6 protein-coding genes and 1 pseudogene are annotated in these 15,582 nt (G+C 71.2%); all 7 read right to left on the minus strand.

What is annotated here, in order from left to right; all coding sequences use genetic code 11:
- Positions 1-43: 43 nt before the first annotated feature.
- Positions 44-670, minus strand: coding sequence for a DUF6928 family protein (locus Ato02nite_RS46870; RefSeq protein WP_213013219.1), 627 nt, complete (start codon positions 668-670; stop codon positions 44-46).
- Positions 671-846: 176 nt separating this feature from the next.
- Positions 847-1,272, minus strand: a complete 426-nt coding sequence (locus tag Ato02nite_RS46875) for a DUF6924 domain-containing protein (RefSeq protein ID WP_213013220.1) — start codon at positions 1,270-1,272, stop codon at positions 847-849.
- 332 nt (positions 1,273-1,604) lie between these two features.
- Positions 1,605-1,895, minus strand: a complete 291-nt coding sequence (locus tag Ato02nite_RS52325; protein ID WP_281419903.1) for a DDE-type integrase/transposase/recombinase — start codon at positions 1,893-1,895, stop codon at positions 1,605-1,607.
- A 3-nt stretch (positions 1,896-1,898) separates the two neighbouring features.
- Positions 1,899-1,991 (minus strand): annotated as a pseudogene (locus Ato02nite_RS52330) (IS6 family transposase); the annotation flags it as partial.
- 132 nt (positions 1,992-2,123) lie between these two features.
- The gene (locus tag Ato02nite_RS46885) at positions 2,124-5,060 is read right to left on the minus strand and encodes an AfsR/SARP family transcriptional regulator (protein WP_213013221.1); all 2,937 of its coding nucleotides are present in this window, start codon (positions 5,058-5,060) and stop codon (positions 2,124-2,126) included.
- 65 nt (positions 5,061-5,125) lie between these two features.
- A complete protein-coding gene (locus tag Ato02nite_RS46890; RefSeq protein WP_213013222.1) occupies positions 5,126-11,401 on the minus strand; it encodes an RHS repeat domain-containing protein in 6,276 nt (2,091 codons plus the stop codon).
- A 26-nt stretch (positions 11,402-11,427) separates the two neighbouring features.
- Positions 11,428-14,997, minus strand: a complete 3,570-nt coding sequence (locus Ato02nite_RS46895) for a discoidin domain-containing protein (RefSeq protein WP_213013223.1) — start codon at positions 14,995-14,997, stop codon at positions 11,428-11,430.
- Positions 14,998-15,582: the final 585 nt, after the last annotated feature.

Consider the following 15,582-nt stretch of genomic DNA (forward strand, 5'->3'; position numbering starts at 1 on the left):
CGCGCGTTATCTGCGGCAAATCCGTACGGCACCGATGCTCGACTTAACTCAGCAAGTAGCCGGCGAGGACGGTCTTTTCCAAGTCGGGATCGTCATCGAGGTAGATACCCTCATAGTTGAATCCGAACAGATTTCGAAGCGCTTCTTCGGCCAGCTCCAGCGGGTGGAACGGCAACGGATATGGGTCCTCATCGTCGTCTTCGGGCTCAAGTGCATGCTCGCCGGCCCAGTAAGGCCCCTCGAACGCCAACGGCGAGCCGATGTTCTCCACGACGCCCGAGTCAGGCGACAGGCTGAGGGATCGCTTCAGCTCGCCGTCGCCCGTCCAGATGGCGTAGGCGAACCAATCGACGACACCATGCATGGCGTGCAGGTGAAGCGTTCGGCCGCGGGCCTCGGCCCGGAAGGCCGTTCCGAGTCCGGACGGGCGATTCACGGCAGCGTCGCCAGTGCACACCACCGTCAAATCCGGGAAGCAAGCCGCGTAGACGTGCAAATCGGGTGGGTTGGCCTCGAACAACGTGCCATCGGCGATCTCCGTGACGGAGCGCCCCGGATACAGTCGCTTCACGAGCTGCCGCGTTGCCTGTCGGTCCATAGTGGGCTCGGACTGCAGGATCGGACGTATCTCGCTGTTGGCATACATCAGGATCCAGTCCTTGGCGCCCATCTAATCCCCTCGTGCGGAATGTCTGGATCCGAACAGACCTCCGGAACCAGTCTCGGCATCCTAACCTCGGCATGATCCAGCGAACTGGAGATATCGGCAGTAACGCAGGGTAGTGAGTTCATCGCGATATGAGAGTGTTCCTGATCTTGGATCGGGTCTCCAACGTACGTGTTGAGTCAGAAACCTCGAAAGACACCATCGGGTTCCGCTGAAGTCGCGAACTCCGCGTAGTCCATATTCGCGAGCGACAGATTGTTCTGGATCGACTGCACCTGCTGAGGCACCGCCCGGAACGGTGGGGTATCAACCCCCGCGTTGAGGTTGACGACCAGCACCGGGTGCTCCGGCATGGACATGGCGATATGGTCGACCACGAACACCACCGGGTGTCGGTAATCGTGCGGATATCGCCGCGGGTAGATGGCTACGATTGCCGCCTCGTCCAGCCCGGTCAACGCGTGGTCCTCAACGAAATCCACGTCCGCGCCGAAGCCGTCCTCGGTCGGCTCCGCGATCTTCTCTTTGATCCCTTCCCAGGCAGCGTCGTCGGTGAAGTCTGTACGCACCACCGGAACGCTCCTAGCCTCCGGCAACTCAGCCATCAGCGCAGCGTATCCACCGATAAAGGCTTCCGCCCTCATGGTCGACTCGCTGTAACGAGCGGATCGCGGCAGATGAGGATGCCCCGCCCGGCGTTCTGGGGATTGGCGGATGGACACGGCGCCGACCCGTGCCTGACGTTCCTGGAACCGACGTTCGTTGCCCGGTTCGTGCTTTATCCGGAGGACGACATCGTGGCGAAGGTGGCCAACCTTGACGTATTCATCAACCTCCTCGACGGCTCGTTCTGGTCGCTGATGATCTTCACCGTCGATGAAAGGGCGCCGTTGCGTTGTCGGATTTGTGGACGCGTTGAACCGCGGCTCTACCGAGGTCAGATTGCCCGGGCGAGCTCTGTGAACGCGGTGGCCACCCGCACGGCGGGCGGGGCATCGATACCGAGCTCGTAGTGGCCGCGGCGAAGGTTCTGCATGTAGGCGTGCCCGGCGATGATCACCTGCGCTGTCCGATCAGTTTGTAGCCCGCGCATCGGTCGTAGTCGCTGCTTGAGCTGACTGTGATCCGCTTCCATCGGGTTGTTCACGTACTGCTCGACGTGGTGCCACGCCGACGGGATCCGCTCGGCGAGCACGCCCGGATAGATCGCCGCCGCGTCGGTGACCACCTGGTCGACCTCGACCCCGCGTTCGGCCAGGAGTTCCTCCACGTCTCGATAGGAAAGGTTGAAACGCAGGTACCAGCGCACCGCGACCACGATCACCTCGGGCGGAAACCGAAACCCGGTGAACGCCGACTTCGGTGGCGACCAGGAGCGAGAACAGATCGACAACTTCACTGGTCAAGCTTCCCTCGATCTTGCAATCGCCCAACGCAACGGAGCCCCTGCTGACGCTCACGCCCGGGACGGATCGGCAGCCGCTGCCGTGACCCGGCGCAGGGTGGCCTCCTCGGCGGCGTCGGGGGCCAGCTTGCGCAGTTCCCCGGCGGCGTCCAGTTCGGACAGCGCTGCCTCCCGGTCGCCGCGGGCCAGGTGCGCCTCGGCGAGCAGGCGGCGCGCGATCGACTCCTCGTGCGGGTCGGCGACGCTGCGGTGGCACCGCGCCGCCGAGCCGAGGTGCTCGAGCGCCGCCCCGGCGTCGCCCAGCCGCAGGTAGGTGGCGCCGATGTTGGCCAGCGTCTCGCCCTCCGCCTCCCGCCGGCCCGAATCCCGGAACGCGGTCAGGGCCTGCCGTAAGTAGGTCAGCGCGGTGTCGTACTCGCCCAGCGCCGTGTGCAGGCGGCCGAGGGTGTCCAACGCCATGCCCTGGCCGTAGCTGTCGCCCTGGTCCCGGAACTGCCGCAGGGACCGCGCGGCTCGCTGCACCCCCTTTGCGGGCCGGCCCGCGTCCAGGTCGACCATGGCCAGGTTGTTCCACGCGTGGGCGACCCGCCGGGGCTCGCCGATGTCGGCGCTCAACCGCAGCGAGCGGTCGTAGGCGCGCTCGGCGTCGTCGAAACGCCGCTGCCCGGACCGGACACGACCGAGGTTGATCAGGACCCGGGCCTCACCGTCGGCGTCGCCCATCTCCCGGTAGTAGCGCTCCGCCTGCCCCAGATGATCGGCCGCCTCGGCCCAGCGACGCAGCGTGCCGTAGGTGATGCCGAGACTGTTGTGCATCGCCGCCCGGCCGAAGGCGTCCCCGATCCGCTCGGCGGCCTCGAGCCCGTGCTGGTAGACGGCGAGACCGTCGAGACCGTCGCCGCGCACCTGGTAGTAGCCGGCCAGCAGGTAGGCGAGGTTCCAGGCGGCCCGGTGCTCGCCACGGTCGACGGCGGATCCGGTCACCGCGGCGAGCCGGCTCCGCTCCCCGTCGAGCAGTGCCAGCACCGGCTCCAGTCGCGCCGGCACGAGTGCGTCGTCCAGCGGATGGCGCGGCGTCAGCGACGGGCGTTGCCGGTGCGGTGTGCCGAGCCGGCAGGCGACCTCGGCGATCGCCAGGTACCAGTCCATCAGCCGATCGGCCGCCTCGGCCCGGCCGGCAGCCGGCTCGTCGGACTCCAGCCGCTCGGCCGCGTAGAGCCGGATCAGGTCGTGCATCGTGAAGCGGGCCGGCCGCGGCTCGTCGACCAGGTGCGCGTCGGCCAGCGACCCCACGACCCGGTGCGCCTGCGCCGGGGTGACGCCGAGCAGCGCGCCGGCGCCGTGGACGCCGATGTCGGCGCCCGGGGCCAGGCTCATCCGCCGGAACAGGCGCCGCGCCTCGGGCGTCAGACGCAGGTACGACAGGTCGAGCGCCACCCGCACGGTCGCCTGCGAATCGTCGTCGACGGTCAGCGCGTTCAGTCGTCCGTGCCGCAGCTCGCTCACGTGGTCGCGGATCGGCGCCATCGGGTCGTCGGTGAGGTTGGCCGCGGCCACCCGCAGGGCCAGCGGCAGCCGGCCGCAGGCCTCGGCCAGTTCGGCCGCCGCGCCGGGCTCGGCGTCCACCCGCGCGCCGACCACCGCCCGCAGCAGCTCAGCCGCCTCGCCGATGGCCAGTGGCGACAGCGCGATCCGGTGCGCGCCCTCCACCGCCGTCAGGCCGCCCAGCCGGTTGCGGCTGGTCACCACGACCGCACAGCCGGAGCCGCCGGGCAGTAGCGGCCGCACCTGGTCGACGCCGAACGCGTTGTCGAGCAGGACCAGCATCCGCCGATCGGCCAACTGGCCGCGGTAGGCGGCGGCCGCCTCGTCCACCTCGGCCGGGATCCGCTCGGCCGGCACTCCGAGCGCGCGCAGCAGCTGGCCCAGCACCTCGATCGGCGGGGTCGGCGGGTCCATCGCGAAGCCGCGCAGGTTGACGTAGAGCTGGCCGTCCGGGAAGCGGGCCCGGACGGCGGTGGCCCAGTGCAGGGCGAGGGCGGTCTTGCCGACCCCGGCCGGACCCACGATCGTCGCGATGACCGGGCCGTGGTCGGTGCGCTCGGCGTCGAGGGTCGCGGTCAGCCCGGCCAGTTCGGCGGCGCGCCCGGTGAAGTGCCGGGGCGGGGCGGGCAGGTGAGCCCGGGCCGGGCCACCTGGGCCGGCCGAGACCATGACCGGCCCGGCGTTCGCCGGTTCGAGGTGGGGGGCGCTGCGCAGGATCGCCTCATGCATCGACCGCAGGCCCGGTCCGGGGTCGATGCCCAGCTCCTCGGCCAGCCGGTCCCGGACGGTGCGGTAGAGGGCAAGCGCGTCGGTCTGCCGGCCGCTGCGGTAGAGAGCCAGCATGAACAGCGACACCAGCCGCTCACGGAACGGATGGTCGGCGACCAGGCCGGCCATCTCGACCGCCGCCTCGGCGTGGCGCCCGCAGGCCAGGTCGGCGTCGAGCTTAGCCTCGGCCGTGGTCAGGCGCAGCTCGGCGAGGTCGGCGCCGACCCGGCCGCGCAACCAGTCGGAGGCCACGTCGGCCAGCAGCGGGCCACGCCACAGGCCGAGCGCTTCGGCCAGCACCCGGGAGCGGTCGGCCGGATCGGTCCGCGTCACCGCCGACTCGGTGAGCGCCCGGAACCGGTGCGCGTCCACGCTCTCCAGGGGCACGTCGACGACGTAGCCGTCGCCCCGGGTGCGCAGCTGGAAGCCGTGGCCGCCGTCGCGGTCCGGGTCGAGCAGCCCGCGCAACCGGGAAACGTGGCTGCTCAGCGTGCCCCGCGCGTTCGCGGGCGGCTCGCCCTCCCAGAGCAGGCCGACCAGCCGGTCGATGCTGATTGCGCGGCTCGGTTCGAGGAGCAGCAAGCCGAGCAGGCATCGCTCACGGCGACGACTGCCCAGGTCCACTCGGTGTCCCGCCCGCAGGGCGGCCATCGGCCCCAGCACCAGGAAATCCATGGTGTTGCATATCGTAGCGCCCGGCCCCTCCCGGCGGGGGCCCGCCGGGAGGGGGTCGGTCGCGGTCAGAAGAGCTGGCATACCGGGCACAGCGCCGCCTTGGTCCACGGCGGACCGTAGCCGCTCACCCAGGTGTAGTTCTTGCCCGCGCTCCCGCCCGGGGTGCCGAACGAACGCCCCGCGTACGCCACGTGGACGTCCCTGCCGTCCCCGTCCTTGCCCCAGGAGTACTCGCCGCCGTACTTCCCGCCGCCGCCGTAATAACTGAACTGATCGACCAGGCTGTCCTTCGACCTGGCGTCGGACACCTGGATGCCGCCTCCGATTCCGGCGCCCCCGCCATAACTGCCGTTCTTGTAGTCGGACGGATCGAAGGGGTTGGGCGGTCTCGCTCCGGTCGCCGAGATGAACGCGCCCTTGCTGTCGATCTGCACGCAGACGGAAGCGCTGACGTTCACGAGCCCGCCGTTGCTGCCGCCGAGGCAGAGGCCGACGGTGCCCATCGGCTCGGGATCGCCCTGGACGGTCATCGCGTCCTGCTCCAAGGCCCGGTGGAAGTTCGCCGAGCAACCGCGGTCCATGGCCTCGCAGCCGGCCGCGACACCCCGGATGGCGTCGTTCATCGCCCCGTAGCGACCGTCCGGCTTGACATTCGGCGCCGTGGAGTCGGTCGCGTCGGCCAGGGCGTACGGGTCGGGGTAGTCCATCGGAAGCATGTAGCCGTTGATCGTCACCGTGCCGTCGTGGTAAATGACCAGCTTGGTGCCGTTCTTGTAGTTGCGGCTGTCCTTGATGCCGCGCGGGGCCGGCTTGTAATCACCCAGGCAGTCCTCACGCGGGACGTTGCGCGGGCAGAGCTTCATCTGGTGCTGCCGCCACTTCTTCTTCTCCCGTTGCACGTTCTGGACGTACTTGTCCGCCTCGCCGCCGCACTCGTCCAGGCACACCCGCATGCCGGACGCGTCGTTGGCGGTGACCGGGGTGTTGTTGGCGTAGGCGTACCCCTGCCAGCTCTGCGGATCGCCCACGTCCATGAGCGGGTCCACCGCGAGGAACCGGCCCAGGTTCGGGTCGTACTCGCGGGCGTTGAGGTGGACCATGCCCGCCGCGTCCTGCTCGCCGCCGACGTAGCCGAACGGGTTGGACCAGGCCGGCGACGTGCCGCGCTCGAGGCCGAACGGGGCGAAGCGCCGCTGGGTCAGGGTCATGTCCATCGCCCGGAACGCGATCTCAGCGCTGCCCTGGTGGTCGGTCGCCTGCCAGGACAACCCGCTCGTGGTGTCCCGGCTCGCCACGGTCCCGACCAGGTCGTGCTGGTATAGCCGGGTCGCGGTGACCGCGCCGCCGGTCGTGGCGCGATATTGCACGCCGCCGACGTAAAGGGTGCGGCCGCCCGGGTCCCGCTGGATCAGGCGCCCGCCCTCGGGGTCGTAGAGGAACGTCGTGGTCGCGCCCTTCTCGGTGACGCTCGCCAGCTTGCCCTCCGGGTTCCACGTCAGCGTCTGGTCGTCGGTGGCACCCGGCCGCCGCACCGTGTTGCCCGCCGCGTCGTAGGAGTAGCTGTCGGTCGTGGTCCCGCCCGGCCCGGCCGTCGACAGCTTCGTCACGGCGTGCGGCTGGTCCGAGTTCGTCGCCGGGTAGGTGAGGGTCTTCGTCGTGTTGCCGGTGGTCCGCTGCTCCGTCTCGCTGAGCCGGTTGCCGTTGGCGGCGTAGGTGTAGCTGCGCAGGTAAGGCGCGGGCCCGCCAGTCGTGGCCGCCGCCGGGTCGGCGGCGCAGTCACCGTCGGCCGGTGTCCAGGCGGTGCTGAGCCGGCGCAGGCCGTCGTACCGGAAGCACTGGGTATCGTCCTTACCGGCACCGTACGGGGACAGCTTGTCCGCTATTGACGTGATGTTGCCGGCGGCGTCGTAGTCGTAGAACGTGTCGGCCGCCACGACCGGCGCGAAGTCGGCGAGCACCTGGTGCTCGGCCAGCCGTCCGGTGCCGTGCTCGTAGGTCATGTACTGCACCACGTCCTTGTCCGGGCCGCCGCTGGAGTGCACCGCGGCCACCTTGCCGTCGTGGCGGTACTCGGTCTGGGTCACGTAGGTGCTCAGACCAGTCACCGTGTCGGGCAGGCCGAGCGGGGTGTAGCCGAAGGTGATCGTCTCCGCAGTCAGGCCGCCGAAGTTTGCGGCGCCGGTCTTGGCGGGCAGGGTCCGCGTCGCCACCGAGCCGTCCGGGTTGTAGGTCTGCGCCGTGGTGTACTCGCCGGCCAGCGCGCCCTCGCCGGCCGGGATGGTGGTTTTCGTCCCCAGCGGTTGGTAGCGCGGGGTGTACTGGGTGACCTCGCTGACGTACTGGTTGCCGGCCTCGTCCAGCCGGATGGAGGAGGTGAGTTGGCCCTTGGCGAGGGTGTCGAACTTCCACGACGTGAGCAGCCGGCCGTCGGCGGAACCGAGCCGGGCGGTGGTCCGGCGGCCCAGCGAGTCGTAGCCGAAGGCCATGGTCACCCCGCGGGCGTCGGTCATGGTCCGCATCTGATCGCCGTCGTCGTAGGTGTAGGTGACCGCGCCCTTGTCCGGGTCCTCGTCCCGGATCTGCCGGCGGCGCTGGTCGTAGGCGTAGCGCCAGGTCGTGCCGGAGCCGTCGCGCACCGAGGCCAGATCGCCGGCCTTGGTGTAGGTCCGCACGGTCTCGTCGTAGGCGCCGGTCGGCAGGTTCCCGTGGTACTGCCAGGACTTGACCACCTGGCCGCGGGCGTCGGTCCACTCGGCCGACGCGGTGCCACCGGCGGGGGCCTCCGTCGTGGTGTGATCGCCGCCGTACGTGGTCCTGGTGCGCCACTTCGCGACCGCGTCCACCTGGAACGTCTCGGCGTCGAGCCGCTCGGCCCCGTCGTAGGTCAGCACGGTCTGCGCCGGCACGGCGGTGTCCCCGGTCGGCACGAACAACTGCGGGCTCGGCGACCCGGCGTTGAAATAGGGTGGCCGCCGCTTGGCCTCCAGGCCGCGGCTGTCGTAGAGGGTCTCGGTGATGACGCGGCCCCCGCCGTTGGCCGGCATCTGCACCTGCCGAGGGCGCAGCAGCCCGTCGTAGAGCGCGTAGGAGCGGATCTGGCCGGTGCCGGCCGTGTTCAGCTTCAGGGTGGTCAGCACGGTGGGCCCGTCGTTGCGCACGGCGTACTCGTAGCCGGTGTCGGGCAGGGCGGGACTCTGCCGGCCGGGCAGCCACACGCCGGTGGTCCGGCCCAGCGGGTCATAGGCCACCTGCGTGGTCCGGTCGTTGGCGTCGGTCGCCCGGGTGGTCACTCCCCACGCCGGGTCGATATCGGTGACTGTGGTCCAGTGCAGCGCGTTGGTCACGTCGGTCCGGGTCAGCGGGCCGCCGGACGCCGGCGTGTACTTGGTCGTGGTGGTCCGGCCGAGGGCGTCGATCGACTCGGTGGGCCGGCCGTTCGCGTCATACGCGGTCCGGCTCTGCACGGCGTAGACCGGGTTGCCCCCACCGGGGTCGGCCAGCCGTTCGACCCGGGTGGCGAGCCCCCGCGTCACCGTGGCGCCCCAGCTCGTGGCGCCGTCGTACCAGGTGCGCACGTCGGAGATCACGTCGGTGTCGCGGTTGGGTGTGGCGGCGCAGTTGACCGCCACCGTCTCCACCCGGGCCAGGCTCGTGAGCAGCGTCCCGGCGGCATTCGTCGCATAGGTGTAGCGGGTGCACTGGTCGTCGGCGGTGGTGGCGAGGTCACCGGCGTTGTCCACGCGGTCGATGCGTCCGCTGCGATCGGGCAGGAACGTGTTGGCGGTCCGGGTGGTGCGCCACCCGCGCCCGCCGTCCAGCGCGGTCTTCACGGTGGTGGCCGCGGTGGAGACGACCCGCGCCTCGGTGGTGATCTGGTTCAGCGACTGCGTCGCCGTCGGGCCGAACTGGTAGGGGTCCTTGAGCGTCTTGCCGATCACCTCGCCCGTGGTGCCCAGATAGGTGATCTCCTCGCGCAGCTGGCCGGCGAGCCATTCGTGGTCCGGCGACGTGCCGCCGTCGGAGTCGGGGACGGCTGCCGTCCGGGTCCCGCCGACGAGCCGGTCACCGTTCATGCCACGGAAGTAGCGGAATTCCGTACGGGATTGGGGGGTGCCGTTCGTTCCATGGGTTTCGGTGACGGTCTGATAGCCGCGCCACTGACCCCAGGTGCGGCGGGCCGGCAGGATCATCGGGTTGTCGTCGGAGTGCCAGGCCGGGGCGTCGTAGTTGTAGTAGGTCACCTGTTCCGGGGCGGCGCCGGTGAGGTCCACCGTGGACACCTGTTGCACGACGTGTTTGTGGAAATACTCGAGCTTCGGCTTGCTCGCGCCGGCCGGCATCCAATAGACCGGGAAGCACCGCTTGGTGTTGGCGTCCGGCGACGCGGGCATGTTGCTGCCCGCCACGCACTCGGTCGGGTAGTAGGACACCGTGACGAGCGACCCGCTCTCCGAGGTGATGGACGACATCCGGTAGCGGATGATGGAGCTGGCCGCGCCGGCCGGGTCGACCCGGTTGGCGCTCTGAACCGGGGTGAACTGCACGGGTGGCAGGCACAGCTCCCCGCCGGCGAGCCCGCAGTGCTGCAGCTGCTTCAGCCACATGATCTTCGCGTTGCCGTCGCCCGGGTCCTTGAACTCGTGGGTCAGCCGCCATCGGTCCACGTCCCGCCAGGTCTTGGCGCCGCCGGCCACCTGGGTCCGAATCTCGGTCATCCGCTGCGTGGTCCAGAACGTGGGTGCGTATTTGCCCGCACAGTTCCCGCCCCCGCAGCTCTGGTCGAGCGGGACGTCGGGGAAGTTGGCCGGATTCGACTCGGTGCACGTCACGCCGGCCGTGACGCACCGGTAGGCGTAGCCGAACACCACGCGGTCGGGGGCGGTGCCGGCGAACACGGTGTCGGCCCCGGAGTCCTGCCGGGTGCCGTAGTCGATCTCCCGGACCCGGCTGGCCCGCACGTAGTCCGGGGTGTCGGTCGCGGTCACGTTGCGGGCGTAGTGGTTGATCTCCCGGTCGTAGAAGTAGGACATCGAGTTGCCGTGCGGGTCGATCACGTAGTCCAGGCCCCACCGGTATGCCTGCCGGCAGCTCGACGTGGCGAACGTCGACTTGTTGCACGGCTCACCGGCCTGGTTGCCGAAGACCGGCACGTAGGAGACCGAGTTCGTCAGCGGATCGGTGCCGGCCCGCCAGCCCGGCAGCCGGTTGAGGCCGAAGAAGTACTGCGTGCCGTCGGTGGTAGTGACCTTCCAGTACTCGCCGTCCTCGTCACCGTTGTCGGGTCCGGTGAGGCGCTCGACCCGTGATCCGTCGTCGTTCGCCGGCCGCCACAGTCCGGCGGCGGAGTCGTGGACCAGCCGGCTCGACCGGCCGCCCAGGCTGAGCATCGCGTTGTCGCCGCCCCAGCACAGGTCGCCGACGTTGGCCTGCCCGTCGTCCACGCACGCCTTGTAGCCCCGGTCGATGAACCCGGGCTGCCACCCGAAGCCCTCACCGATCTCGGAGGGCTGGGAGTTGGAGGCCGCGCTGAACCCGTCGACCGCCTGCGCCGAGTAGCCCAGCCCCACGCTCGGCTCCGGGCCGCCCTGAGCCGGCGGGGTCCGCAGCGGATAGGACCAGGTGAAGTCGCCGGCGCTGCCGCCGGCCGACCAGGATCCGGACTCTTTGAGGTCGGTCGCCTTGTAGTCGCCGCCGTCCGACGACGGCCCGGCCGCCAGCGCGACCAGCGTCCCGGCCGATGCCAGGCCGACCTCGGCGGACACCACGCCGCCGGCCACGTCGTTGCTGGTGGCGAGCTCCGTCGGCCGGCAGGCCGCGGCGTCCGGCGTGGTGAGGCCACACTCGGGCAGTTGCACCAGTCGCAGCCGGCGGGCCCAGTCGCCCCCGAAGGCCTCGGCGAACTCGTGGTAGCGCACCGACACCCGGGATCGGCCGGCCCGGGTTCCCCCGTCGACCCGGGCCAGCCGGACCGCCAGGTCGTACCCCGACCGGCGGGAGACCGTGCGGTCGATCAGTTGCACATCCACCGAAGTGGGTGCCTCGGCTCCGGTGCCGGCCGACACCGCGACCGGCATCGCGCCGCTCCACGCCGGCGTGCGGCTGTCAGCCGTCAGCTTCGCCGAGGCGGTCGACGGCCAGCGCACCGCCGGCGCCGATCTCATGGCCGGCGTGCGGTCCGGCGGCGCCGGGCGCGCCGCGAAGTCCTTGCCGGGCACCGATGCCAGGTCGGCCGGGCGGGCCGGGCGGGTCGCGGCGGCCGCCGCGACCGGTGGTGCCACCCCGATCGCCGAGACCAGCAGCACCGTCGCGACGACGATGGTCGGCGAGCGTCTCAATCTCATGTTGTCCTCCCCCGTTGGTGTTGCGGTCAGCCGGAGTACGCCTCGATCTCGGCGAACTGCATGAGTTTCAGGTCCGTGCCGGTCACCCGGATCCGGGTGACGGTGCGCGGCGGGAACGTGAAGTGGTGCCCGTCCGCGGTGCTCGGGTTGGGATAGCCGGTTCGGCTCGCGACCGGCGCCCAGGCGGTGCCGTCGAAGACCTCGATGGTGAAGTTCTGCGGGAAGTTGTAGCCGACGGCTGTCGGGTCGCTGCGCGGGAAGAGGACGACCCGGCCGACCTGGCCCGGCTCGGGGAGGGCCAGGTCGATCCACTCGGTGTGCGGGTTGTCCACCTGGGACCAGGAGCTCCACCCGGCGCCGACCGTGACGCCGTCGGTCACCGCCGGCAGCGACCAGCCCCACTCGCTCGGTGCGCTGCTGGACGCCGTGCCGGCCGCCCCGATCAGCAGGTTGGCGTCGGCGACGGTGCCGCGCGGGCCGGCGGCGCCCCGGTAGGCGAGCACCGGCGGGCCGAACGACCGCCCGGTCGCGGTGAAGGTGTAGCCGCGCAGCTGGAAGCCGGCGCAGCAGCGATGGACGGCGGCGATGCCGGTGGCGCCGGCGGTCGACAGGGCGGTCCGGCCGCCGCACCACGCGCCGGCGGCGCTCGTCCACACCCGGCCCGGCGACCCGAGGGTGCGGTCGGCGTTGCCGTAGAACGGGATCAGGGTCGTGGTGCAGCCACCGAGGTCGTTCAGCAGGACGACGTCACCCCGCCCGTCGGCGTCGAAGTCGCCGGTCACCAGGTCGGTCGCCGCCCAGCAGAGCGCCCCGGCGCCGGAGTCCCACTTCAGTGCGGCCGTGGTGAAGCCGCCGGGGGTGCCGTAGTGCACCCACATCTTGGTCTGGCAGTTCGCGTACTGGTAGAGGTAGCCGATGTCGACCCGGCCGTCCCCGTCGAAGTCGCCCGCGAAGGTCTTCAGGTTGACCCAGTCAGCGAAGCCGGCCGGGTGGGTGTACCAGGTCGCCGGGGCGGCGAACGTCGGCGCGCCCGGTGCGCCGTTGGCGACCAGCACCCGGATCGAGAACGTCGTGTTGCCGTCGTTGTGGATGACGGCGATGTCGGTCCGGCCGGCCGGGTCGGCGTCGAAGTTGCCCGCCACCAGCTTGACGTTGTTGATGTTCCAGCCGGTCAGGATCTGCGGCGGCGCGCCGAACAGGGCGTTGCCGGTGGAACGCTGGACGGACAGGCGGACGTTCGCGCCGTCCGGGGTGAGGACCGCGACGTCGCTGAGCCGGTCGCCGTCGAAGTCGCCCTGCACCGTCCGGGTGGTCGCGATCGGATATCTGACCTCGACGTCCTGCACGGCGGCCGGGGCGGCGAGCCCGCCGCCCGCGCCGGCGGCCCAGCGCCACAGGGCGGCCTGGCCGTCGCCGGCGTCGACCGGCACGGTCACGTCGGCCCACCCGTCGCCGGTGGCGTCACCCGGCACCGGCGTCGTGGCCGCGGCGGCGTTGGCCCGGAACTGCCGCGTCCCGGCCGCGTCAGGCGCCGTCGGTGGCACCGGCGAGCGGTTTCCGGCCACGTCGACCGCGACGACCGTGAGGAAGTTCTTCGACAGGCCGGAGGTCACCGGCACGAGGGAAGCGGACGCCCGCCCGTCCCGCCCCGCCGGGACCCAGATCGTGGGCACCGTCTCCACCGAGCCGACCCCGTAGTAGTAGCCGACGATGTCCGGGTCGCCGGCCGCCGGGCCGAAAGTGACCGTCACCGGCGAGCCCACCTGCGTGGTCGACGGCGGGGCGGCCGGGAACGGGGGCAGCTGTGTGGCGGTGATGCCCGGCTGGCCCGGCGTCTTGTTGTCCACGATGAACGTGCACCACGGCGTGTAGCCGCCGTCGTCGAGGCCGTCGAAGGCTCGCACCCGCCACCGGATGGTCTGCCCGTCGGGCAGCGACGAGGCGGGCAGGCCGGCCAGGAACTCGTGCGGCGGGGCGACCAGCGGGGTGTCGGGCAGGGCCGTCACCGGTCCACCGGCGGTCACGTTCTGCCACTCGAACCGGCCCAGGACGGTGGCGCCGGCGTCGACGTCGGTCACGGTGGCGGCGAACCCGACGCCGCCGGTGGCGTTGACCCGCCCGACGGTGTCGCAGCCGACCCGCTGCGACGTGCCGATCGTGGCCGTTCCCTCCGGCACCGGCGGCACCGTGTTGTAGTCGATGAGCAGTTGCGCGTCGCTCCGGAACCGCTTCCAGCCACCCGGCATGTTGTTCTCGGTGCCCGCCTTCAACCCGATCGCGACGGTGGCCCACCGGCCGGCGGCGGCGTCGACGACGGCCGGGCCTACGTTGAAGTCCAGCCAGCCCGGCCCGTTCGCGCAGCCGGACCGCCGGGCGATGTTGACCGCGGACAGGCCCCGGGTCCAGGTGCCGACGTGGTTGCTCCAGTTCGTCGTGGACGAGACGGCACCGACCTGCCACGCCTCGACCCAGTCGGCCGTGCAGTCCCATGCGTGCGTCTCCCAGGCCCGGAAGGTGGCGCCGAGGACATGGGTGCCCTGGACCGCCGGCGGCATCGCGTATTCCCAGATCAGTCGCTTGATCTGGTTCCGGTTGCACGAGCCCTCGAGTCCGACGTCGCAGTAGCCGACCCCCTCGTCGCTCTTGCCGTCGAAGTTGTAGTACTCCTCGTTCGGGAAGCCGCTGGAGATCATCGCCCAGTCCTGGCGGCCGGCCTCCACCTGCGGATCGATGTAGAGCGGCAGGACGGCGGCGGGATCGTCGAGCAGGCCGCGGTCCGGAATCAGGGTCAGGCCCGGCTTACCGATCGCCAGCGCGATGCCGGCCACCCGGTCACCCTCGACCGGCCCGTCCGTCGACCGCGCGACTCCGACGCCGCCGGCCCCGCCCGAGGAATCCCACATCTTCGGGGCCGGACTCGTCAGCACGGTGCGGCCCCGCTCGTCGGCGGCCACGAACCCGCCGCCGGCCGGCTGGAGAGTCAACCCGGTGTCCACGCCGAACGTGACGGTGCGCAGCTTGGCGAGGGACTCGCGGGTCCGCACCACCAACGTCTCGGCGAACCCCTCCGGCCGGGCCGACAGCACCAGGTCGACGCCGGGCAGCACGTCGGCGTAGGTGGCCCGGGACCCCGACAGGGCGGGCGCCGGCAGCTTCCACGGCGCGGTCAGCGCCAGCGTGCCCCCGCCGGTGGCGATCCGCGCCATGGGACCGGCGCCCGCGGTCGAGAAGTCCAGGCCGGCCACCGTCGCCCGCGGCCGGACTGTGCCACCGGCCGGCCGCAGCGTGGTGTCGACCGCGGTCCACGAGCCGTCGGCGGCGCGCACCCGGCGCGGCACGGCCGAGGTCTCCAGGGTGTAGGTGCCGTTCGGGTTGGCGAACACCTGGTCCCGTTCCGAGCGCCGGCCGAGCAGCTCGACCCGTACGCCGCACGCCCTGGCCCGCGCCATCGCCCGTGCCGGGTCCGGTACGGCGGCCGGGCACGACGCGGCGGCCGGCGCCGCGGCGGCCGGCGCCGCGGCGGCCGGAGCGGACGGTGCGAAAAGTCCGGCGGTCACCGTCAGCAGCACGAGGGCGGCAATCGCGGGTCGGGCCATGGGTGCACTCCTTCGGCCAGGAGGCAGCCCCGCCGGCGCCGTGACGGGTCACGGCGGCCGGACCCGCCCCGTGGACTGGACCCTTCGATCAGCCGGGTCCGAACAGGACGCCATCATGGGTCAACGGGTTTGACATTCGTCTGACATGCGGGCCGGCGCATGCCGTACCGGTCGGCATCGTCGCCGGGGCGAGGTGCACGGCCGGCAAGGGCGCGCGGTCACCGTCACACGGCTACCTTGTCGCTCATGATGACCATGGAACTAGCTCGCTTCAAGATCCATGAGAATGCCGAGGGCTGCTGATCGCGAAGCGCCCTGCGATGGTGGCGGCGTTGCGGAGCCGATTCCCCGGTTGTCTGGCTGCCTACTTGACCAAGTGAGTGTTTGAGAGTGGTGTCGCACGGCGTGTCCCTGCCGAGGGTGCAGATGCCGTGAAGCTGGCGTGGTGCAGCGTGAACGGCGGTATCCCTCGGACCTGACCGACGGGCAATGGGAGATCGTGGAACCGATGCTTCCGTTGATCAAGTCGCCGGGTCGTATCCCGAAACATCCTCGCCGGGCGACCGTCGACGCGATCCTGTACGT

This window comes from Paractinoplanes toevensis, assembly GCF_018332695.1.
Taxonomy (GTDB): Bacteria; Actinomycetota; Actinomycetes; order Mycobacteriales; family Micromonosporaceae; genus Actinoplanes; species Actinoplanes toevensis.

Coding starts and splice junctions, on each gene's coding strand:
- Ato02nite_RS46875 (WP_213013220.1), bottom strand. CDS start 1,272: ATGGCTGAGTTGCCGGAGGCTAGGAGCGTTCCGGTGGTGCGTACAGAC.
- Ato02nite_RS46890 (WP_213013222.1), bottom strand. CDS start 11,401: ATGAGATTGAGACGCTCGCCGACCATCGTCGTCGCGACGGTGCTGCTG.
- Ato02nite_RS46870 (WP_213013219.1), bottom strand. CDS start 670: ATGGGCGCCAAGGACTGGATCCTGATGTATGCCAACAGCGAGATACGT.
- Ato02nite_RS46895 (WP_213013223.1), bottom strand. CDS start 14,997: ATGGCCCGACCCGCGATTGCCGCCCTCGTGCTGCTGACGGTGACCGCC.
- Ato02nite_RS46885 (WP_213013221.1), bottom strand. CDS start 5,060: ATGGATTTCCTGGTGCTGGGGCCGATGGCCGCCCTGCGGGCGGGACAC.